This window comes from Paenibacillus sp. FSL W7-1279 (genome assembly GCF_037969845.1).
Classification (GTDB): Bacteria; Bacillota; Bacilli; order Paenibacillales; family Paenibacillaceae; genus Paenibacillus_AQ.
On record NZ_CP150215.1, the window covers coordinates 4,070,932 to 4,092,597 of the forward strand.

General features: G+C 47.0%; 17 protein-coding genes. 3 read left to right on the forward strand and 14 right to left on the reverse strand.

Going from position 1 to position 21,666, the window contains the following annotated elements; translation table 11 throughout:
* Positions 1-62 precede the first annotated feature (62 nt).
* From ppsA to MKY82_RS18040, 3 genes are all read right to left on the reverse strand, one after another.
* Positions 63-2,720, reverse strand: coding sequence for a phosphoenolpyruvate synthase (ppsA, locus tag MKY82_RS18030; protein ID WP_339294022.1), 2,658 nt, complete (start codon positions 2,718-2,720; stop codon positions 63-65).
* 508 nt (positions 2,721-3,228) lie between these two features.
* Positions 3,229-3,693 (reverse strand): phage tail protein, encoded by a 465-nt coding sequence (locus MKY82_RS18035; RefSeq protein ID WP_194543003.1) that lies wholly within the window; start codon positions 3,691-3,693, stop codon positions 3,229-3,231.
* 76 nt (positions 3,694-3,769) lie between these two features.
* Positions 3,770-4,249, reverse strand: a complete 480-nt coding sequence (locus MKY82_RS18040) for a GyrI-like domain-containing protein (protein ID WP_071218938.1) — start codon at positions 4,247-4,249, stop codon at positions 3,770-3,772.
* Positions 4,250-4,361: 112 nt separating this feature from the next.
* On the opposite strand from MKY82_RS18040, the gene MKY82_RS18045 reads away from it, so the two are divergent.
* Entirely contained in the window at positions 4,362-5,324 is a 963-nt protein-coding gene (locus MKY82_RS18045) for an HTH domain-containing protein (protein WP_194543004.1), read from the forward strand.
* Between the two features lie 25 nt (positions 5,325-5,349).
* Here the strand turns inward: MKY82_RS18045 and MKY82_RS18050 are convergent, their stop codons facing one another.
* From MKY82_RS18050 to MKY82_RS18060, 3 genes are all read right to left on the reverse strand, one after another.
* Positions 5,350-6,291, reverse strand: a complete 942-nt coding sequence (locus MKY82_RS18050) for a hypothetical protein (protein WP_339294023.1) — start codon at positions 6,289-6,291, stop codon at positions 5,350-5,352.
* Positions 6,292-6,374: 83 nt separating this feature from the next.
* The gene (gene dnaN, locus MKY82_RS18055; protein ID WP_220685021.1) at positions 6,375-7,517 is read right to left on the reverse strand and encodes a DNA polymerase III subunit beta; all 1,143 of its coding nucleotides are present in this window, start codon (positions 7,515-7,517) and stop codon (positions 6,375-6,377) included.
* Complete coding sequence (locus MKY82_RS18060; protein ID WP_071218935.1) at positions 7,514-7,768, reverse strand: hypothetical protein; 255 nt, start codon at positions 7,766-7,768, stop codon at positions 7,514-7,516. Before MKY82_RS18060 ends, dnaN begins: the two co-directional genes overlap by 4 nt.
* A gap of 272 nt (positions 7,769-8,040) precedes the next feature.
* Here MKY82_RS18060 and MKY82_RS18065 point away from each other — a divergent pair, with 272 nt between their 5' ends.
* Positions 8,041-8,787, forward strand: coding sequence for an EcsC family protein (locus MKY82_RS18065; RefSeq protein ID WP_194543007.1), 747 nt, complete (start codon positions 8,041-8,043; stop codon positions 8,785-8,787).
* A gap of 147 nt (positions 8,788-8,934) precedes the next feature.
* On the opposite strand, the gene MKY82_RS18070 is transcribed toward MKY82_RS18065, so the two are convergent.
* The 5 genes from MKY82_RS18070 to MKY82_RS18090 form a co-directional block, all read right to left on the reverse strand.
* Positions 8,935-9,459 carry an N-acetyltransferase gene (locus tag MKY82_RS18070; protein ID WP_220685019.1) on the reverse strand — a complete coding sequence of 175 codons (525 nt, stop codon included), beginning with the start codon at positions 9,457-9,459 and terminating at the stop codon, positions 8,935-8,937.
* A gap of 24 nt (positions 9,460-9,483) precedes the next feature.
* Positions 9,484-9,936 (reverse strand): MarR family transcriptional regulator, encoded by a 453-nt coding sequence (locus MKY82_RS18075; protein WP_339294024.1) that lies wholly within the window; start codon positions 9,934-9,936, stop codon positions 9,484-9,486.
* Between the two features lie 157 nt (positions 9,937-10,093).
* Entirely contained in the window at positions 10,094-10,945 is an 852-nt protein-coding gene (sigJ, locus tag MKY82_RS18080) for an RNA polymerase sigma factor SigJ (RefSeq protein WP_339217606.1), read from the reverse strand.
* A gap of 45 nt (positions 10,946-10,990) precedes the next feature.
* On the reverse strand, positions 10,991-12,181 hold the full coding sequence (locus tag MKY82_RS18085) for an FAD-dependent oxidoreductase (protein ID WP_339296691.1): 1,191 nt from the start codon (positions 12,179-12,181) through the stop codon (positions 10,991-10,993).
* Positions 12,182-12,303: 122 nt separating this feature from the next.
* Complete coding sequence (locus tag MKY82_RS18090) at positions 12,304-12,963, reverse strand: DUF6273 domain-containing protein (RefSeq protein WP_339296692.1); 660 nt, start codon at positions 12,961-12,963, stop codon at positions 12,304-12,306.
* A 319-nt stretch (positions 12,964-13,282) separates the two neighbouring features.
* Here MKY82_RS18090 and MKY82_RS18095 point away from each other — a divergent pair, with 319 nt between their 5' ends.
* The gene (locus MKY82_RS18095; RefSeq protein ID WP_220685016.1) at positions 13,283-13,624 is read left to right on the forward strand and encodes an MmcQ/YjbR family DNA-binding protein; all 342 of its coding nucleotides are present in this window, start codon (positions 13,283-13,285) and stop codon (positions 13,622-13,624) included.
* Here the strand turns inward: MKY82_RS18095 and MKY82_RS18100 are convergent.
* The 3 genes from MKY82_RS18100 to MKY82_RS18110 all read right to left on the reverse strand — a co-directional run bounded on the left by MKY82_RS18100 (position 13,602) and on the right by MKY82_RS18110 (position 21,610).
* Positions 13,602-14,189, reverse strand: a complete 588-nt coding sequence (locus tag MKY82_RS18100) for a dihydrofolate reductase family protein (RefSeq protein WP_339294025.1) — start codon at positions 14,187-14,189, stop codon at positions 13,602-13,604. The genes MKY82_RS18095 and MKY82_RS18100 overlap by 23 nt on opposite strands.
* A gap of 224 nt (positions 14,190-14,413) precedes the next feature.
* Positions 14,414-15,208: an SDR family oxidoreductase gene (locus tag MKY82_RS18105; RefSeq protein WP_194543013.1), complete on the reverse strand. Its 795-nt coding sequence runs from the start codon at positions 15,206-15,208 to the stop codon at positions 14,414-14,416.
* A 477-nt stretch (positions 15,209-15,685) separates the two neighbouring features.
* Entirely contained in the window at positions 15,686-21,610 is a 5,925-nt protein-coding gene (locus MKY82_RS18110) for an S-layer homology domain-containing protein (RefSeq protein WP_339294026.1), read from the reverse strand.
* Positions 21,611-21,666 lie beyond the last annotated feature (56 nt).

The window sequence follows — 21,666 nt, forward strand, 5'->3', positions numbered from 1 at the left end:
GACTTCTTTTGCATATTGTTGATTGTGGTCTTGTGACAAATGCCTCCACTTGTCGTATTGAGCTATGACAATATTTCAATATAGCCTTCGGACCCATGTACGCGAATGCGCTGCCCGTCCTTTATCCGTTTGGTAGCATTCTCCACGCCGACAACGGCCGGTAAGCCATATTCACGCGCGATAACGGCTCCATGGGTCATCAGGCCGCCCACTTCGGTGACCAGCCCTTTGATGGATACAAACAATGGCGTCCAGCTAGGGTCTGTAAAGGAGGTGACTAAAATATCCCCCTCATCCAGATCGGCGTCTTCCATGTTTAAGATGACGCGTGCGCGTCCCTCGATAACGCCGGAGGAAACGGCTAGACCTGCAATTGCTCCGACAGGAAGATTTTCTCGGTTGTAGGCCCCTGTGATGATTTCACCCTCCGATGTGATGAGACGCGGCGGCGTTAATTTTTCATATACTTTGTACTCGTCTTTTCGTTTGCTGATCATCTGTCTGGTCGCAAGCTTCCCTTGCTGCTCGACTATGCAACCCGGATCATCCAATTTATTGGTGCGCACGACTTCGTGAAGTTCCTCAAAAGTAAGATAATAAATATCTTCCTTTTTCTGAATAACGCCCGCTTGCACGAGCCGTTCAGCTTCTTTCAGCAAAGCCTGCTTATAAACGAAGTACCGACTCACCATGCCGTATTTGGGATATTCGCGGTAGCCGATGAAATTCCGGATGAGGTCGATCTTTCGTTTGGTTTCTTTGGCTTTTTGTTCACCATCCGGCAATTGTTTCAATCGCTCTAACAGTTCTTTTTCTTTTTTCAAAGCTTCCTGTTGCCCATTCTCAAACTTCCGAACACTTTCATTCGGTTCAAAGTTTTTGATGTTGCCCAGGATCAAAGGGATAAGCGTACTTGGTTTTTCACTCCAACGAGTTCTGGTGATATCGATTTCTCCCGCACATCGCATGCCATATTTGTCGAGAAAATCAAGGATCGCGTAAAGGGATTCCTGTCCACCATCCAACTTAACCAGTTCATCCAAAAAGTTGTCATCTTTGACATGCTGTAAGTAATCAATGACTTTCGGATGAGGACGGACTGCATCTGCGACATCGAGCAGCGCTAAACCCATTTCCGAAGTAATATTATGGGGCACAGATTGAGAAAGCGTGTCGGCAGCGTTTTTTTCACCTAACCACTCGTTCATTTTTTCATTGATCCATGATGAAGCATTCATGGCAGCCATAAACACAGACGAACTTTGGGGGTCAAATAAGATCTTCTTCAGTTCCTGGATATCTTCCAATATAAAATCAAATAAATCGGATCCGGATTTCGTTTGGATGGTTTGTTTCAACACTTCGATCGATGATTGAGTGCGTTTCATTAAATCAGAAACGATTGTCGGATCGTTTTCGAATTGTGGTTGAGCACCGGCAGGCGGCATAACTTTATTGCTCTTACTGGGACTCGTTTCTTTTTTATCGTTTGGTAATGGTTTTATGAAATCTCGATCTATTATGGTCATAAGTGCGTCTTTTAAGAGCGGATCGTGTTGTCCCATGCCATTCAGTAAAGATTCTCTGCTCTCAGGTGATGCCAGATGATGTGTGACATCAACAAACAACCTTCCGCCGGCTGTACGCATGGGTGCAGGAGTCGTTAGCAGGAAAAAAGACAATCCCAGTGGTTTCATGGGATCCGTCATCATTTGTTGATGACCAACAGAGATATAGACGTGGTTTTCTTGATCGCTCGCTTCAGGAATCGGATATAAAGTCGTGATTGGCCGACTCTGAACGATATAAAAGGTATCCTGGGCCAAACACCATTCGATATCTTGGGGCTGGCCAAAATGAGCCTCAATCTGTCTTCCGATGCGTGCCAGTTGTAAAATTTGCTCATCCGTAAGAGTTTGTGACGTTTGCTGATCGGGATCGATTTGCTTTGTTTCTGTTCCGCCTTCTTTTCGTCCGTAGATTGCCAATGTTTTAGCGGCTATCCGCTTCTCGATGATTTCTCCTTCCCGTACTTTGTAACCATCGGCAGATACCAAGCCAGAGACCAGCGCTTCTCCAAGTCCGAAACCGGCATCGATGGATAGCAGATTTCGGTTAGAAGTCATCGGATCTGCGGTGAATAATATCCCTGAAGCCTCTGGGAAAACCATCCTTTGAACGACTACGGATAAATAAACTTGACGATGGTCAAATCCGTTTTGCATACGATAGATCACCGCGCGATCTGTAAACAAGGAAGCCCAGCATTTGCTGATATGCTGCATGATGGCATCGACGCCGATGATGTTTAGATAGGTGTCTTGTTGACCCGCAAAAGAGGCATGCGGTAAATCTTCAGCAGTTGCACTGGATCGAACGGCATATGCCTGTTCCTCGCCAAACCTGGAGAGATAGCGAGTTACTGCTGTCACTACATCGGATGGAATTTCTAACTCCATGATGGTTTGTCTGATCTTCCTGCTAATTTCAACAATTTGATCTCGATCCTCTGCTGATAGCATGGTTAGTCGATTGAGCATAGATTGATACGTTTCGTTTTGTTCGATGGCTCGTTGATATCCTATGGTTGTCACGCAAAATCCTTCGGGAACTCGTATTCCTGCAATTTTTGATAATTCCCCTAAGTGGAGCCCTTTTCCGCCAACGAGCCCAAGCTGCTTTTTGTCCATTTCCTGAAAATCGAGAACCAACGAACGCATTCAACATCTCTCCTAACCATTAATTTGAGAAAAAACATTTGACAAGAGTTTCTCAGCATGATACACTTAGATTGTAAGATAAGATAATTATGTCCATACACTAAATCTCAGTTGTGATCTGATTATATCATCGCGTCTGTTTATATGCAATAAAAAAGAATCTGATGAAACTGCCAGGTTCTTTTTTTAGTTTCGCTACTATTGTTCTTGTCATCAGGCTAAGATGTCTCGCTTCTTCCGACCCAGCTACATCTTGCCCAAAGTTTAAAAGGTCAGGTAAGCCGCTGGCATGTTTGCTACTTAGATCTAAAAGCGCTTCTCGGCACGTGGAGTACATCTCACAGCACTACTGAGGTTGATTCTAATCGATGCATTGGCCGCAGCTTGCAATCTTAGCGCCACCCATTTTCGTCGCACGTTTCAGGCAAATAAAAAGAGCTGCGTATTATCGCTGCTCTTTTTATGTATTAAAAATGGCTGGAATCCTCCACATGCGCTTTTGCTTACTTCAGTATTCTCCTTTTATGACAAAGAACGAACCCCGAATGGTTCCAGCTAGTTTAGACTTCTGCCTGGCAAATTTAAACTTCCCTTCTAACTCCTGCGGTACCTCCATCCCCTCAGAAAGCTTAAAACCGACGGCACGCTTCTTCGGGTCATCAATCGTATACATGACATTGACCGCAAGACCATCCTCATAAAATACGAAAGCCCATTTGATATTTTCCACTTGGAAACGAGATGTTTCTAATGGGTTGGCCGCAAACTCGATATCACGTTCTTCTTTCAAAATCCGGTTCACATAGTCGAGGGTTTCCTGGCTTTCGTCGGCTGGTACGACGGTGAATTCATGCTTATATTTGTTCATAAAGTAACGGGCTTCATTCGCTCGTAAACCAGCAAGAGCTTCTACTACGGGTGAAGACTCTAAACCCACCGTAGACACCGTTTTAAAATCAACGATATTGGACATGTTCATCCCTCCTAAAAGTTTGGTGAGCGTTAGTTCATGGACCTACTTCGAGCAAAGATTACATCGAAACATTCACTCATTTCCTGACAACAGGGATCCACAACTCACCAAATACCAACCCGTCTCGCTGTCCCATCTCTACCGTTGCATTTGGCCCGCCTACATAGGCAAAATTCTGAGCTTCCGGCAAGACTTGTCCGAAGGCAATGCCAGTAAGTTTATTACTCAACTCATCTGCCGTGTTCCCTTCCCCTTTTACTACGAGGTATTCCCCTTTAGGAAACTGAATAACCCTAGTTGCCTCGGGTAGAGATGTCTCTGTCATGACGCCAGCATAATACATCATCTTGTTATTCACCGCTTCGTTTACGGCAAAAATGTAGTCATTTGCGGCAACAGCCTTTAACGTATCAAGGCTTCCATCTTGTTTCACTGCTTCCCAAAAGTCTGCCTTCTCCTTGTTTATGCCAGCATAGTCTGTGTAATCGCTCTGAAGCTCAGTCCCAATTCCCAAAACGATAAAGCTGTCTTTTTCCTCAAGCGTATAATTTGTCATATTCAATCCCTACCTCTTTTTTTATTTTTATCAAATGATTTGTCTTTTCACTTGATGGGTTTATAATAACCTTAAATCATGTCAAAAAATGATACTGTTTAAAGGAGAACCGATGAAAAAAGTTGAACGGATCAATATCATTATGCGGTATATCAACAACCGTGCCCACTTTACCATTTCTGAAATCATGCAGGAATTTAACATTTCTCGTTCGACAGCGATTCGAGATATTAGAGAAATTGAAGCCATGGGGATGCCGCTTGTCGCTGAAGTTGGGAGGGATGGGGGTTATTTTGTCATGAACAACTCTGTCCTGCCCACAGTCCGCTTTACCGATAATGAAATTAAAGCTCTGTTTATAGCCTTTATGGCCACAAGAAATCAACAACTCCCTTATCTGAAGAGTCGTCAATCTTTAGCAGAAAAATTGCTAGGTCTCATCTCGGAAAACCAGCAAGATGACCTTGTTCTGTTAAATCAAATTTTGCTTTTTGAAGGGACTAACCCTCATAATCCAGACCTGCTTGATCTGTCTGACCTGCCCCACCCGATGTTAGAAAAACTCATCCAGATCCTTCTGGTGGACCGGTATCTATTGGTTTCCGTCAAGGAAGAGAAGATCATAAAGTCTTATCCCATTTATCTCTTGCATCTTTATCGTGAAAAAAGCCTATGGCAAATCGAAGGTTTTGACTTAGAGGATGGGAAGAGGCGGATTATTCCTGTCGACAATCTCACCGACGTACAACCATACCCCGTGAAGAAAAGAATAAGTAAGAAAAAGATTCTAGAGCAACTAAGTAAGCAGGAAGAGATCATCAATCTTGTCCTTGATCTTGGCCCAAAGGCGATTGCTCAGTTCAAAAAATACCATCCTTTAAAAGTTTCAATTTCTTATACGAATCCATACCAAACCACCGCCACTTTAAAGACATTTATCAATGTTCTTCATTCGGAAGAATTAACCGAAATGACCAATTGGCTGCTTTTCCTAGGTGGAGATATTAAGATCAGGGAAATACCGGATGAAGTCGTTTCAGGTTTAAAAGAACGATTAAGCCACTACTGTCCGTAGGTTTTGCCTTTGGAAACATCCACTACTAAGGTACTCTTCCCATTGTCTTTGATCGTAAGGTATATTCCGGTCCCAGCCGTTCGATTACTCGATCCAATTGTCTGGTTAGATAAGGCGAAACGACACCAATGCCGGCCGTTGCTTCTAACAAGGAAAAAGTTTGCCCACCCCACGGGCCTTGTGGATCAAAGACTTGTCTACCGATTCGCAAACCATCTGCTGCCATTGATGTATTCAAGCGTTCCAATCCTTCATGAATTAACCCAACCGGAAGCAGTTTGTTCCTACGCCGAGACCATTCTGCTAAGAAGGACATGCCGCGCAATTTATCATATTCAAAAAACCTCGGAAAGCAAGGTTTCAGCCAATCGGTATCGATGACATTCCCATTTTGTTTAGAACAAACAAGTCGATGCTCAATTAAATAACGTGCACCTTCGTCTAAGAAAACAGCTTCCTGTTCAGTGAATTCCCGATCAGTATGCCATAAGATAGCTTCAAGCGGAGGCAATGTTGAGACAATAGAGCTTTTTTTAGAATGAGTATAAGCATCAGGATCGCAATTCAGTCCGCCATCAGGAAGCTGATGCTTTAAGAGCCATTCACGAATCCAAGGCAGTTCCTTGTCCAAATCACAGCCATACCCCATTAGAATCATATAGAATACGGCAAGTTCACAATGGCAGCAATCCAACTTCATCTTATCACTTTCACTTGTTGGATGATCATCGGCGGATATAATAAAAGTTGGCCAGACCTGGGTTTTGAGAAGGTGTATCGCTCTTTCAATAGCGGACTGGGGGATTCGTTTCACTTCTCCCATTTCATAAAGAGCAGCCATATGCCACCAAGCTCCATCCCATTTTCGACGAGTGTACTCGCCGTGAGCCATCGTAAAATGCGGTGCAAATTCAAGAAACTGAATAGATTCTTCAATGGCCAAACGAATAGTTTGATTATTTTCCATCTAGTATCTCCTTTTTTTAGACTTCGCATCGTAATGTACCGCCCATCGGATTGACTGCCCCAGTCATCCCCTAACTATATCGTTTATCTTGTCATGACAGGACTTAACAAGAACAGACATGCTCTATCTTCCAAGGCTGGAAGCAATACAATGGGACTTTTTCGACCAGCAAACCGTACTCGGATACTATCTGACTCGATGCACCGCAACGTACTTATGAGATATTTCACATTAATCGTAATGCTAAAATTGTCTCCGATCTTATCTTCCAAAAGCAGCACATCACTTACGTCACCAATTTCGGGCGTACTGGATGTAAGCTCCAATTTGTTTTCTGTTACATGCATCGTAACTAAGTGATAGTCAGCCAATACAGATACGCGGTCAACCATTTGTCTTAATGATTTGATGTTAAGGACAATCTCGGAAACATGAGAAGCAGGAACAAGATTTCTAGTTGAAGGGTACATACCTTCGATTAACACCGAATTAATAAGCAGATTCTGCGTCATAAATCTGATCTCATGATGATTAAGCTCTATAGTTACCTTTGTTAGGCCATCATCAGCCAGTATTTTGGCTATCTCCATTAAATTTCCACCAGGTATTACAACGCTTCCATAGACCCCTCCTTCGTTCTCAATACAGATTGATAAAGCAGCCATTCGTATAACCCCGTCTGTAGCAATCAAATTAAGCTGGTTCCCTTGAATCTCCAGCGATACTCCTGTCAGTATCGGCTTTGCCTCAGATGTTGAAGCTGCTCCTGCTACCTGGTTAATCACAGATATGAATAAGTTGCACGATACATTTATGTAATTAGCTGATTGATGATAATATGGTGGCCGGATGAAAGGGTATTCAATAGGAGACATACCACTCAGGCAAACTCGTGTGTTCTCAGAACTAATGCTTAGCACAAGGTGCTCATTGACCTCCAAGGTCACATTCCCATCCTCTAATTTACGAATGATCTCAAATAGGTACTTGCCTGGGCAGACGACACTCCCCTTGTTAAGGATACGAACTTTACTATCCGTTATACAAACCTTATATTGAACCGTAAGACTTGTATTACTGCCACTAAAAAATACCCCTTCTCTTCCGGCTTGTATGTATAGCCCGGACAATCTAGATACCGGACTATTACTCGATACAGCTTTATAGACATGTTGAACAGCCTTAGCAAGTAAATCCCTTGATATGTGCACTAACAACTTATTCACCTGTCTTTCTTATTAGCGGCGGCGTAATAGGACTCCATAATATTTCTGAAGAATGAAGACCGAGAGATCGCTCGTTCTTCACACTCACGATCAATTTCTTCCCAAATATCTTTTGTCAGAGTCAAGGATATCTTCTTTGTTATGCCGATTCCCTTTCTTCCTGCCCCCTCGCGAGGCCCTCCACGATCAAAGACGAAGCCGAGCTGACCGTCTTTTTTAGAAAGACCGATCTTGAATTGTTCATCCTCCACTGCCAAGTCACCCCATTGAATTGAGTTACTTAAATCAATAACACATATTCATATTTTATCATAGATTTCTATTTACTGCCAATTAGAAATATCAAAATAGTTGTCTTCTAACAAGCTGCTGGATACCGAAATCATCAGGAATAACCCTTGATAAATCATAAAATCAATGTGAAACTGGACTTTAGTCGAGGTCCCCTCCCTTCCGCAGTCTGTTTCGAATCACGGAGTTAATCGTTACAATATAGCTAAGTATTTTTGAGGAGCGAATGATCATGAATTACGAACATAAAGTACAAAGGGAAATTGCCGACTGGGAACAGAAAATGTTCAAACCGCCGGGATGGCTGGAAAAGACATCGAAAACCATTGGCAATCGAATCAATCATTTGATTCCCCCGAAGGTGCACAGCATTATTACGACCACCATACGATCGATCGTGCGCACAGCGTTGTTCGGTGCGGAATATACGCCTAGCCGTCCGGTTCAGCATACGCTGGAACTGGAGACTGCCGATCAAGAAGCGAAAGAGTTATTTGCCCTGTACCAGAAAATTGCGGTTGCCGAAGGCGCTGGAACGGGTGCTGGCGGCATTATGTTTAGCATGGTAGACTTTCCAGCTTTAATTGCGATCAAAATGAAATTTTTGTTCGAGCTGGCCCATGTTTACGGTTACGACACCAAACACTTCTCCGAACGGGTGTTCATTCTCAAGGTATTTCAAATGACCTTTTCAGGGCAGGAAAACCGTGCGAGGTTGCTCCATTCCATCAAACATTGGCATATGGAAAAGGAACAATGGCTCTCTGACGCAGAATACGCCCAGAATATGGACTGGGAGACATTTCAGATCGAGTATCGCGACGCCATGGACTTTCGGAAGATGCTGCAGATGGTTCCTGGGATCGGCGCTGTCGCGGGCGCGTGGGCCAATTACACCATTCTCGAGGAGCTGCGCGAATCCGCCATGAACGCTTATCGCCTCCGCAGATTACACGATGATTTCGTGGATTTGGGTTAATCCTCTCTATATCGCCATATGCATATCCAAGAACGTTGCTTGAACAAAAACAAAGGCAGTTAATCCGCAGATTAGCTGCCTTTAGGTTTGCCTTGAACCCACATCCGATATCACGAACCCAATACCCGTTTTTAGCTAAAATTCTTTTTAGTGCTCTATGCATGTTTTGGTCATGATAAGGTCCTTCTGTTCTTCATCACCCATATAGAAAGAATGGGTTCCTGTTTGAACAAACCCCCTATTCTTATAAAAAGCAATGGCATTTTCATTTCGTTCCCAAACGCCTAGCCAGACGCTCTTTTTATTTCGTTCCATCGCGATCTCCATGGCTTTATTCAGCAGGAACTTGCCAAGCCCAAGTTTTTGATATATGCCCTTAATATATATCCTCTCGATTTCAAGCGAATCATTGCCCATCATTTCAGTTTGGGCATCATGGGTGTTGACCTTTAAATACCCGGCGATTTCCCCACTAGAATAAATAAAATAGAACTCCGAAGAGCTATTGCAAATCTCTTTTTCTAATTGGTTTAAGTTAAATGCTCTTTCTAAATAGGCTTTCATATTTTCAGGTGAATTTTGACCTTTAAATGTCTCATTAAACGTCTCAACACTAATGTCTTGAAGTAAGCATAAGTCCTCTAACGTGCACTTTCTTATTTTTAGAGTCAATGGGTTTATCCTCCATTTAGTAATTCAATATAATCTCTTATTGCCCTTTTTTACAAACTCCCAGTCTTTTTCAACGTTCTTCCTGACTCTTTGTAGCAGATTAAACATGACTTCTGCTTCACTTTCGGAAAATCCCTCTAATGCAACCGTATTGGAGTAATCATGTTCTCTTTTTATAAAAGGATACACATGTTTCCCTTTCTCCGTTGGAAAGAGTTTTTTGATTTTTCTATTATGTTGATCTTCTTTCTTCTCAATAAAGCCACGAAGTTCAAGCTTTTTGATAGCACGGGCTGCAGTTGTTCGATCTACTTTTATCATCTCAGCTAACTTCTCTTGAATGATTCCTGGGTTTTCACATACTCGCACAAGGTACAGATACTGTCCTTTCGTCAGGTCATATTCTTTAAATTCAATATTGCTTATCGAATCTAATGCCCTTGCGATCATTCCAATTTCACGAAGAATTCCTTTCATACATTGACTCCCTCGTTTTCATTTATATTGTAAATGCAATAAAACGTATGTTTATTTTAATATAACAATGTTGTATTTGCAATAAAACAAATGACCACTTCAATGAAATGTCCTGATTCATCGAAATGGTCATTAGATTGAAGCTGCATTCAAGGACCTAAACCCGAGCAAGCTTATCCGGGTTCCGTACGGCATACATTCTGGCAAGCTTTCCGTGCCGGAGTTGTATGCATATCGCCGCCAAAATTTCGTTCCCCGAACGGATGACGAAGCCGGTCTCACCGTTAAGAGGTGCGGGCTCGAGGTGAAGTTTCCCCTGTATGCTTTGGAACCCGTCGAGCAAGACTCGGGCCACATAATCGCGCGTTTGTATGGGGCGCTTGTACGCCAGGGCTTTGCCGCCTCCGTCGGCAACGAACATGACGTCTTCGGTAAGCAGAGACAACAAATGATCGATATTCCCTTGATCGAGGGACACGAGGAAACGGTTTATCCATTCCTTTTCATCTGCGTCGTTCTTTACGGGCTCCTTCTCGGAAACCCCCATCTTGCTTCTTGCCCGGCTCATCATCTTCCGGCAATTCGCCTCTCGCTTCCCGATCAGATCGGCAATTTCTGCATATTCGAAGCCAAGTGCTTCACGCAAAACGAAAACCGCCCGCTCTGTCGGGGACAGCCGCTCGAGCAGTACGAGCATGGCGTAAGATAGCAGATCGAAGCGGACAACGGTTGTTTCGATGGTATCCGCCTCAGGCGTCCGAATCGGTTCAGGGAGCCAGGGACCAACGTAAATTTCGCGTCTCTTCCGTGCTGATTTTTGCTGATTAAGGCAGTGGTTGGTTACCATTCTGCACAAATATGCCTTCGGCTCCTCCAAACGCTCGGGATGTACGTCGTGCGCCTTAACAAACACGTCCTGCACCGCATCTTCCGCATCTGCCACAGAGCCTGTTAATTGATAGGCCAGCGTGAATAGGAGCGCTTTATATTGATCGTACAGTTCTTCCACTTCGTCTTCTCACCTTCTCTTATCTGCAAGCTAGATCTCTTCTTTCTATAGAAGTTTACTGCCTGCTTTCCATGCAATATTCCTGAATTTCCATGCAAGTTTTCCGGTTATAATCAGGTTGCCCCCCCTTTTGCGTCCCCACACCAACCCGCGGTTTTTCCCAAGTCCAATGCAGAAAAAATCTAAGGGAACCTTCTTGTGAACCGGAGCGGGGCGTCCCTCCAAATCGGCCATAACGATTTTCCCCAATCGTTCTCCCTGTAGGCCGCCTTCTTTGCACGTCATTTGATCTGCGATGTCGTTTCTCGGATCGACGATTCTCGTACAGTCGCCGATGCTGTATACACCCGTTGCCCCTTGCACGCGATAGGATCCATCCACTAGAACTTGACCGTCCGGAGTAAGCGGCAAGCCCATACTGCGAAGGTCCGGATTCGGAATCAGACCAATCGTCCATATACACAGGCCAACCGGCAGACGATCACCATTGCTGACCGTCACCACGCCTGCTTCCTCTCTTAGCGCCGTACGATTATGAAGCACGGTCACTCCGCATTTGTTAAGCGTCAATTCCAGCTTATGTCCCACTTTCTCGGGTGCTTCTGGGAATAACCGCTCCTGCGCATTCAGTAAATAGACAGCGACTTCGGACGAATGAAGTCCCAGTAAAGCTGCTTCCTTCTGCATCTCTAGCGCCAGCTCAGCCGATGTCTCAATGCCACTGATACCCGCTCCCGCAACTGCGACGCTCATCAGTCGCTTACGTTCCTTAACATCTGTCTCGTGAACAGCTTGCCGTAGATTGGCGCGCCAGCGCTCCCGGATGACTGCTGCGGTTTGCTGATCGGTTAAAGAAATGCCTCCCCGATCAGGATCAGGGCGCCGAACGACGCTACCGACCGCTACAACTAAAAGATCATAAGGAATCCAGGCCTCATCTCCATGCGCATCCTTATATTGAATCTGCTTCCCCCCGCTATCCACGGACGTAACCGTTCCTTGCACGAATTCGGCTCCTTCTGAAAAACTATAATGCGTCCAAGGAATCATAATCACTTCCTCACCTACGGCCGGACGGAACAACAGTATTTTGCGCACATGACCGGGCTGCTTGTCAAACAGAACAAACCGAATCCGCCGTCCATTCGTCATGTTCCGGGTTGTTTCTTTTATCGCTTTAAGCGCTGAAAGCCCTGCATGGCCGCCTCCAATAATGATGCATGTCAAGTCGTTCATCATTCCTCAGCTCCTTTGCATTTTGCACATAAAACAATATAGGGGGCTGATTTGTGACATTTCCGACGGCGATTCTTTAAGATCCGGGTTAGAGCGCCTCCCCAATCTGGGAAAGCCCCGTTCTATTTCAGAGTAAGTTTTAAAGCGGGACGAACGCCGTCACGGGAGAGACTGACATTCGCATAGCTGCGAATACTGCAGCTTGGACCGACAAAAAACGCACGCGAAGGCTTGTTTCCTTGTGTTCGCAGCCACCACCAGGAACAGCCGACTTCTTCGCCGTTTCTGATGATGTAGTTATCCTGGTTTGTTTTATCGTATACATATAAACTGCATCCATCGTATTTTTTCGATTTGGCAAAATCCGTTCCAACGGCACGCCGTAACTCCTTTCCGTGAATCTCCGATAACTCCTTGATCTCTGTAACGCTAAGCAAAAAAACTTTATCCTCCGTATCCGGGCTGCCATCTCCGTTGTCCGAACAATGCGACGTCTTTATGAATTTTTTTTCTGTCGCATTAAATGCGGTGTTGTAGAATTCATCGTTCAGCCACTTGCGCAAATCACAATCATGCCACGTAATATCCACGCTTTCGCCGTGATACCGCCTGCAGTCCAAAATGTACTCGCTCAACAGGAACAGCTCTCTTCCTGAATTTTGCAGCACCCTCCACAGGATCGGGGAATTGTCTGCACCGTCAGAAGACTGCGGGTAAGTGCCGAAGGTAATGAAGCCGCCAGCCTTTGCGCTTCGGGACGGGGTGGAAGCAAAATGATCCATTCTCAAAAAGATCTCCTCCTTTACGTATCTAGTTGGATTGTACAACATGGATGCAAGTGCTAAGTTAAAGTCGGCACACCCTTGATCCTTCCCATTTCAATTTATAATAGCTTAGCTAGGTACTTTAATGTTTGTTTCTAAGGCTTGTGGGCGTTGAATTTGTTTGATGCCCATGAATTCCACCTCAGTTATGGCTTGTCCTCCGACAATCCTATTTGTTATGGTATACGTAGTCCTACGCTTGATGTTGATTAGGAGAGCACAAAAATGCCGTTAAACTTACGGTATTTTTATATGTTATAGGTTGGAGGAGTTAGGGATGAGAAGTAGACAGGAAGCCATCGATTACTGCTTGAGCTTGGACCATTCGTATGAGGATCAACCATTTCGTGATAAAAATTGGACCGTGGTTCGACATAAAGATACAAATAAAGTTTTTGCGTGGATTTTTGAAAAAGAGGATCATATTTGGATCAATGTAAAGTGTGAATCCGGCATGATGGAGTTCTTACGGCAGGCATACACTGCAGTAGTCCCGGCCTTTCATCTTAATAAAGACCATTGGAATTCGATTATTCTTGACGGCACCGTACCTGAAGAAGAAATCCGTGAAATGATCAAACAAAGCTATGTTTTAACTAAGGCGTCTTCTCGAGGTTAACATCGTTAACTGCATTCCTATCCAAATGATAAATGAGCTGCACGACCCCGGAGGAGAACGTTTTTGTATTCACCATCTTTAAATTCAACCTTTGCTTGATATCCATAAACAACGGTTTTCCTTCTCCCAGGATGACAGGGTGAACCGATAATCTGAATTCATCAACCAGCCCTAACTGAATAAAGGTTGTAATAAGGCTTGCTCCCCCATATAACCAGATGTCTTTACCCGGCTTATTCTTTAATGCATTTACTTCTTCAAGGATATGATCATTGATGTATGTCGCTTTATGATCGCTCCCTGTTTGCGTCCTGGAGAACACATATTTTTCTTTACTGTAAACGATTGACCAAAACGCTTGTTCATCATCCGAAAGCTCCGGATTCGGGGTGAATTGTCCCCATAAATCATAGCTTTTTCTTCCGTAAAAAATCGTATCGATTTGATTCAAGAAATCCATAAACCCCATCTCAGGATCCATGATGCACCAGTCAACTTCCCCGCTCTTCCCTTCAATATAACCATCCAAAGTAACGGCTAAATCCAAAATGATTTTACGTTTCACGATTTGTAGCTCCTTTCGGGATATATCACTCATTGTAAATTATAATTATGTCATCTTATGTCTTATATCATAAATGTATTTTATCTGCCCGTTAGCTTAAAAAAGACAACCGATCATAATGATCGGCTGCCTTCTTCTGTCATGATTAAACTTTGGTTCTCTGATAATACAATGACAGCTCGTAACTCGTACGTTACAATGCTAGACGGTAAAGTAAATCCACTTTAGAAACCGCCTCTGGAATGAATAATTTGTCCGGTAATCCATTGTGAATCTTCACTTGCTAGAAAAGCGATCAGACGGGCCGCATCTTCGGGAAGACCAATCCTCCCCATCGGAAATCTCGGAAGCAGGGCTGTTTTCACCTCTTCGGACATCCAGCCCGAATCAGTAGGACCGGGATCGATAGCGTTCACAGTGATATGAAGCGGAGCCAGCTCTGCAGCCAATGATTCGGTATAAACGGAGATGGCTCCTTTCGTTGCAGCATAGATGAGATTACCGGGCATTGGGCCTTTTCCTTGTCCAGAGGTAAGATTAATGATTCTTCCGCCGGGTAACCCGTCGTTATGTGCACGTTGCTCTGACTCAAGCATACGAGCGAATTCGGCACATAGCATGAAAGTCCCTCTAATGTTTACAGCACAATGGGCATCGATAAGAGCTTCATTTAATTGACGAAAATCGGCATCGACGCTATACGTAGCATTATTGACAAGGATTGTCGGAAGACCGATCGTAGTTCGGACTTCTTGCAGCAGTTTGACAGCCGAACCGGAATCGGCTAAGTCCAAATTCATATGTGCGGCTTGAACGCCCAACTGGCGAAGTTCGTCGGCAAATAAATTTGGCCAACTCTTGTCTGCGTCATTTGGATATATTGTTTTATCATAGTCATATAGATGAGTGTAGAATAAATCGGCACCTTCGCGAGCCAATGTCCGGCATATCGCGGCTCCGATTCCCCCCGGACGGCTTACGCCAGTTACGATGGCAATTTTCCCTTGCAGTCTCTTCAAGATTAGAAATACCTCCTACGGTTAAGAGAAGACAAGAGAATCGTTCATCATGGGAGATGAATTGCTTCCGCTGCCTTAACCAAAAAAAGCGGATACATCAAGTATTCGCGCAGCGGATGAAATAAACGGTCTCTCGCATCCCTCGAAATGGTTGAGGATGGCATGATTCACCAAACCTATGGCAATTAGCCAAGGTCGAATCACGCGATCACCTACAATCAAACCATTACAAGGAAGTCCACATTGGAATACGAGTCCCCTTTCCTTCATCTCCAAAAACAGATTACAAAATATAACCAGAACAAGTCAAGGAAGATATCCAAAGTATAGTACCTTAATTGAACGTATCTGACAGTTAGTTTAATAACAGCCTGAAATCACAGCCGCAACCGAACGGCAACAAAAAGAGCGGGAGGCTCCTCCCGCTCTAACTACGTTAATCCATGAACATGATATAACTGATCTTTATTCTGATTCTTAAGAAGCTTCCCGGCTTTTGACCAGGTAGTTGTACATCAGCTCTGCTGCCATTGCCCGATCGGTAACGGACTTCGGTGACAGCTTGCCTCCACCTGTGCCTTGAATCAATTCGGCATCCAGCATGAAGTCCATCGCTTCCTTCGCATAACCGGATACGTCTTTCGCATCGGTATAGCGTTCGATGTTATCATCTCCGCCCGGCAACTCGCTACCGGCCGATTCCATGATCGCATGGAGCATGACGACCATATCCTGACGCGTGATCGAGTCCTCCGGTCTGAACCGGTTATCTCCCGTTCCATGGACCAGTCCCAGCTTCTTCGCTGCGGATAAATACGGCGTATAGTACCGGCTGCCCGCATCGGCAAAATTACCTTCACCATCCGTATTCTCTGGTGTGATCCCGAAGGTGTTCATGGCCATGACCAGGAAATCGGCCCGGCTGATCTCCTTCTGCGGGAGGTACCGTCCTCCCCCTGTGCCCATAACAATGTCCCGGGCAGAGAGGAAATGTATAGCATCTGCATACCAGCTGCCAGGGTCTACATCCCGATAGGATACTTGCTTATATGCGACTGCATACGTGCCAAGCTTGTCCGTCTCGAAAGTCAAGGTGCGAAGCTCGGCATTGTAATATCCGTTCAGCACAGCAGATACGGAGCCCATCGCATCGACTTCCCACGCGACTAACTGATCCACTCGTTCGTCAGCCTTGGCTTCATAATGGAGCGATACCGTTACAGGGGTGCCGCTTCCCGACCCTTCCACCGTCTTGCCATCGATTTGCAGCAGCAACTCGACGACCGGTCTGTTCCCAATCTCGACAAGTCGGTCCGCCGAAAGCCCACTTCGATTACCCGGCCGAATTACGAGGCTCGTCAACTTCCCTGCTTCTGGCAGACGGTTCAGCATATCGGATGGCAGCTTCATAGTTGCCTGCGGAGTAGCAATCTCGATCCGTTCCCGCGCGTGATTGCGGTTCAAGTAAGCTGACGGAACCTGGATGACGATTTCGCCGTTGAACGACTGGGCACTTTCGTCCAGTTGAATTGTCACGGTCTTGATTCCGCGCGCGTTTGCTGCGACGCTGTCGAAGGCACGGCTGAGCTCTGCTTCGCTGATCGCTGCCTGAGCCCTCTGACCATTGATGGCAACTTTCGCCGTAATCATTCCCGGTCTGGAAGGTCCGGTGGTCGGCGGCGTTCCTCCTGGCTTGCTTTGACCCGGATGATTACTGCTGCCTCCGTTATTGCCGTTGTTTCCGTTGTTGCCATTGTTGCCGTTATTTCCGTTATTTCCGTTGTTGCCGCCGCCCCCATTGTTTCCGCCTCCGTCGTTCCCGCCGCCCGGAGGAGACGTTTTCTTCGAGGTCGTAAAGCGATAGATTGGGCTAAGCTGCTTGGCGCCGAATTCATCGGTAATATCCATATACCAGTAATACGTCTCACCGGCTTCGCGTCCATTCCATACGGTAGAGGCGATTTCCCCGGACTTCACGTCCTTTTGCTCGCCAATCAGTGTATCTTTGTACACGTTAACCGCAAAATAATCGGTTGCCACCCGTTTTTGAATGTCCCTGAACGCAAACGGCTCGGTAAAATCCTCGATGGCATCATCAAAGAAATTATAATCGTCTAAGTAAGGTGAATACGTATCCACGTCCAGCGTACCGGAGGTTGGATCGAATTTCAGCAGGCGCAGATACCCGTTGCCTCCGTTCGGTCCTCCCTGATAGTCCGCCAGCATTTCGATGACCTGCCTTGTCGATCCGTCCGGATGCGTCACCGTCTTCACGACCCGGTTCGCAGCATGATAATGTCCGCTTAGCACCAGCTGTACGTTTTTGTTCGGCGCGATGACCTGGTCATAAACGCTCTGCGCCATATTGGACAAGGTGCCGTTGCTCTCCAGATATGCATGCATGCCGACGATCGCAATGCGGTCCGCATGCTTCTTCAGCGCCTCGTTGGCCCAAGCGATCGTCTCTGGCGTGTCCTCTAGTCCAAAGCCGATATACAGGAAAATAAAGTCATGGCCTCCAAACGACACGAGGTCGTAATGGTTGCGGTTGTTATCCATTTCCCCGCCATACCAAGGATTGTTCTTATACCGGTCGGCCCCGACATACTTACCGTAGTAGGAGTAATCCACACCATCAATGATGACGTCGTGATTGCCCGCGAGTACACCATACGGTACGCCCGCTTCATCCAGCTTCTTCAAGTTGCGGTCGGCTACCACCCACTGCTTCTCGTCGTCAGCCACGTTCACGATATCGCCGGTATGGATCACATAACTGAACAAGCCCTTCTTATATTCTTCTGCGATCCAATCGCCCAGTTTATCGAATATGTCCGGGTACGATTCCGCGTAATACTGCGTGTCCGTAAACCACAAAATGTTGAACGGCGCATTCGCGCTCTTCACTTCATCCTGAACCATGGCCTGGATTTTGTCGTTTCGCACGTAACGCTTAGGATCCACTTCTGCTGTCAGGGTAATGTCGGATTCGGCTTCATCACCGGTGGCCGACTTTAGCGCGGTCCACTTGCCCGTCTCATAATCCCATGCATACAGCGTCACGATGCGTCCAGGAAGCGTACGTCCTTGCCAGTGCAGCTCTACCGTATCCTGTTCCGACCATGCTTCGTCCAGTTGGACTTCGAATCGATGATATGGGAAGCCGGATTCCGTATCCGTAACAAGATACTCTCCGTCAGGGTAAGCAACTTTGTCGGCCTCCTCCTTGCCGATTCCCTTTTCGCCGTCCGGCGCCAGTACAAGCGGCGGCTCCCGGTCTGCAACGTTGATATGGCCTTTGATCCCGTCTTCACGGGCAAAATCGTATTTATCCCCTTCCAAGAAGCGAACGTCCATCGAGTCCCCGCTCGGATCGCTGAGTCGAGCTCTCAGGCTCGGATTCAACCCTGTGTTCTCCGCGAAATCGGCTGGGGAAACTTCGCCAGGAAGAAGAGGTATCTCGTCTTCAATTATGAAGTTACGGGAGATGTCCGCCGAATTGCCTGCTCCGTCGATTACGGTCACTTTTAGAATATGCTCGCCCGGTGCAAGCAGCGCGGAAGACGTTTCGTAAGGAAGTGAGATTGGCTCGCCATCAAGCTCCGCCGTAATGTCGGTCACGCCGCTTAGATGGTCCGATGCGACCACATCCAGCGTGAACGCCCCTTTAAGCTGCATGGCGTCGGTCAACAACTGCCCTTCCCCATACGATATTCCTTCAATCTCGGGAGCGGTATTGTCCACAGTCACGTCGATGGACTGGAAGGCTTGTCCGTTCATTGACATGCTTAGAGGATACACCCCATCCTTTACGGAAGCGGTGTCGAGCTCAGCATATCTTGCCGTGAACTTGTCCTCCGGAATCGGAAAATGGAAATCGCTGATCATCGGCTTGTTCGGGTTGCTGCCGTAATCCGCATCTCCGAAACCGTAATACGTATCCTCCCGGTAATTCACGGTCGACTGTCCGAGATTGCCCAGGTAGTTCAGCACCTTATCCGGTTTGACTACCGAACCGTCCGGGAGCACGAGATGGAGATTCATCACTTCGAAATCGTCATGATTGTTCTTGCCGAATACCTTGTCGTGATCTTTGAGTTGATACGGCGCATTCTCATTCCCGGTATGGACGGAAACAGTCGTTCCGGTCACGAAGAGGTCGGGAGCCATATCGAACATCGACCATGCGCCGTCGATATATTTGGGCAGTATGCGCCCGAAAAATTCCGTCTCTCCGCTTGCATTGAGTGCGCTTGCCGACGCTTGATAGATCTGATCGATCCCCCGGGTCTGCATGCCCAGCTTTACCTTGCCCGTCAGCGCCTTGCGAAGCGGCAGCGGATTGCCGTCGAAGCGAACTTCGATATCGTCCTCGGCGCGGGAGCCGTAAGCGTAGAAGGATGCCTTCCCGCTCAGCATGCTGCCTTTTGCTAAGGATAACCCCGGATCCGGCAGCTCCGTCCCCGTGCTTTCTTCGTTAACTGTCAGAAGCCCGCCTCTGGAGTTATATGGGACCCGCGTGCGGTTGCCGTTTCCGTCGACTGCATCGATGATATAACGATAGGCTCCGATTTCATTCAGCGTGATCGAGCCTTGGTAGACATAACGTCCATTATCCTGGGACGCAAGCGTCAGCGCATGTTTATCCGTAAAAGCCGTTGGCTCCTCGGAGGCTGCTCCAATCAACACCTCGGCGGAAGCAAGTGACTCGTCGCTAGTGACGGTAACTGCATATGGCTGACCCTTGCCCAAATTATAGGCGGTCTGCTCATGCTCGAGCGTCGGGGCTATCATGTCGACGCCTGTTACCGGCGGCACCTGCCCCGGATCAATGCTGCCGGGATTGGCGTACATCCGGTTATCCAATCTTCTCATGGTCGTCCCTGCATCCGGATAGGCATATCGAACGACTGCATTACGTACGTCGTTGACCAGCCTGTCCGGGCTGTCCGGCGTGCTGGGATCATACCAGGCCTGTACGATGTACGAATGGGCTTGTCCCGGCGCGGACAGAGCAAGCCCGCGATGCAGGGAATTCGGAAGATTGAAATCCGAAGCTTTCGAATTATCGTAGAAAATAATGTCGTTATCGTTCAGTGTGCTGTTAAAGTGCAGGTTGAAGTCGGCCGTCGTTGTGTATCCTTTGCCGTTGGCCACGGCTTCCTTCGCGAACCAGATGACGGCCGAGCTGTAAGGCTCGATTGCGGTATGATCCGGGATCATCCAACTCTTAGGTGCCGTCTGACTCGGGTACAGATACCAGAGCGTATAATCCTTAAGGTCCAATACCTGATTCGAATTATTGTAGATTTCAACGTATTCGTACTGGTTGCCGCTTCCCCACCGGTAATCCCCGGCCGGATTCGGCAGAAGTTCAGTAATCAGGATGCGCGGAACGGTCCCGCCGGCAGCTCCTCCGGTTAAAGCCGTTTCATAATCGGCGGATCTCGCCTGCTGAATTCCATCCGCTGCCTCGATATAATACTGCAGCTTCTCCCCGATCAACTGATCGGCCGGAATGACCGCATCAAATTGATCACTGCCGCGACCGACCATGTCGATCATGCTGTAGGGGCTGCTGACGGCCGTTTTGTAATACAGCTTTACTTTTAGCGCATCGCCGTCTGCGTCATAGACACTTGAGCTTACGGTCAGCGGCTGCGTCCGATCGGCCGAAGCAACCGGCGTGTGACTGATATCAGGTACACGATTGTCAGGCGGCGATAGCTGCCCCGGATCGATGATTCCGGCGGAAGGCGCAGCTTCCCGGGCGTAAGGAATCATTCCTGTACCGTCGGCAGGCGGCTGAAGATGCACGCTCTTGCCGTCGCCGACATCCTCGGCGGTATAATAGAAGCCGCTGATCACGGCGGCGTCATCGCCTTTTCGGGTTATGTATAAGCCGCGGTCCGTGTTGTTGAGGCCGTCCTGTCCCCGAAGCTTGAATACCGGCACATGGCCGGGAACAGAGTGATACTGACGAAAATCGGATTCGGTCAATGCGGCGGCCGCCCCGGTAATGGACGAGCTTGTCCGTTCCACCCAGAGCACAGCCGGGCTGTCTGCCGGGATGACCACCCCATCCGGATTGCCGTAGACCGTGTCCGTCACCGTCAACGTCTTCACGCCCGTATTATAGTCGTAACGAATGTTGAACTCGTCATTAAACGAGATCGGTGCTCCCGAATGATTATAAAGCTCAACATATTCGAACAGATCGGCCCCGCCCGCGCCCTCGATTGTTTGCTGATTCGACCGGTCATCGGGATACACTTCCGAGATAAATACGGGCATCGCTCCCGATGGCGCAGCATAGGCCGGGGTACTTGCAAGTGCAAGCTCAAATAAGCTGCTGCCGATCAGTATGCCGGATAATAAGCCGGCGATCCATTTTCGCTTCATGTGCTCCTCCTTTATGCTTTTATCCTCTAAAATCCTAAAGCATAAAGGTCAAGCGG

Coding starts and splice junctions, on each gene's coding strand:
- MKY82_RS18040 (WP_071218938.1), bottom strand. CDS start 4,249: ATGACAAATTATACGCTTGAGGAAAAAGACAGCTTTATCGTTTTGGGA.
- ppsA (WP_339294022.1), bottom strand. CDS start 2,720: ATGCGTTCGTTGGTTCTCGATTTTCAGGAAATGGACAAAAAGCAGCTT.
- MKY82_RS18090 (WP_339296692.1), bottom strand. CDS start 12,963: ATGGATCATTTTGCTTCCACCCCGTCCCGAAGCGCAAAGGCTGGCGGC.
- MKY82_RS18045 (WP_194543004.1), top strand. CDS start 4,362: ATGAAAAAAGTTGAACGGATCAATATCATTATGCGGTATATCAACAAC.
- MKY82_RS18035 (WP_194543003.1), bottom strand. CDS start 3,693: ATGTCCAATATCGTTGATTTTAAAACGGTGTCTACGGTGGGTTTAGAG.
- MKY82_RS18065 (WP_194543007.1), top strand. CDS start 8,041: ATGAATTACGAACATAAAGTACAAAGGGAAATTGCCGACTGGGAACAG.
- MKY82_RS18075 (WP_339294024.1), bottom strand. CDS start 9,936: ATGAAAGGAATTCTTCGTGAAATTGGAATGATCGCAAGGGCATTAGAT.
- MKY82_RS18050 (WP_339294023.1), bottom strand. CDS start 6,291: ATGGAAAATAATCAAACTATTCGTTTGGCCATTGAAGAATCTATTCAG.
- MKY82_RS18095 (WP_220685016.1), top strand. CDS start 13,283: ATGAGAAGTAGACAGGAAGCCATCGATTACTGCTTGAGCTTGGACCAT.
- MKY82_RS18085 (WP_339296691.1), bottom strand. CDS start 12,181: ATGAACGACTTGACATGCATCATTATTGGAGGCGGCCATGCAGGGCTT.
- MKY82_RS18110 (WP_339294026.1), bottom strand. CDS start 21,610: ATGAAGCGAAAATGGATCGCCGGCTTATTATCCGGCATACTGATCGGC.